Below are 568 nucleotides of genomic sequence, written 5' to 3'. Positions count from 1 at the left end.
TTCTACAATCTTGTAACAAGGCAGCATGTTGCTATCTATTTGTACATCACTCTCCACACGTACATAGATAATTACTTGTCCGTTTGTATTGGCGTTTGCCATGTCTACATTGTGCATCGTTGGATCTGCAATTGGATTGATATCATCTGCAGCATCCATCTCAGTAATATGATAACTAACGGTCACATTACTTTCATTGTCTACAATCTCTGCTTCTGATTGTGTCAGATCAAAGATGAGCATTCCGTTGGTGGCATCTCCATCACTATCATCATCACAGGCCTCTAATATCGTTGGCATGGTGTTTGGCGTTGGGATTGGAAGTACACGGAGTGTCATGGTGATATCAGTGGTACATCCTGCGGCATTGGCTGCGCGGATATACAACACTTGTGGATTGCTTGTGTTTTGATACGCTGTTGGGTCTGCAATTGGAGTGTCACTGTTTAAGTCTGCTAGACTTGCGTAATAGGTGAGTGTTAAACTGGTATTTCCTCCAGTGATCTCTATGTATTTATCGGTAAGATCAAAGGTGCTAATCTCATCACTTTCATCACCACTCTCTAGG

The 568-nt window shown here is 42.3% G+C and carries 1 protein-coding gene; it reads right to left on the bottom strand.

Translation table 11 applies throughout. The features are described 5' to 3' along the window. Positions 1-568 (bottom strand): hypothetical protein (locus tag H2O64_RS23945; protein ID WP_187564768.1); only part of this gene is annotated, 568 nt, incomplete at both ends.

The organism is Kordia aestuariivivens (assembly GCF_014397005.1).
Taxonomy (GTDB): domain Bacteria; phylum Bacteroidota; class Bacteroidia; order Flavobacteriales; family Flavobacteriaceae; genus Kordia; species Kordia aestuariivivens.
This window is presented reverse-complemented; position numbering and strand designations above follow the sequence as displayed.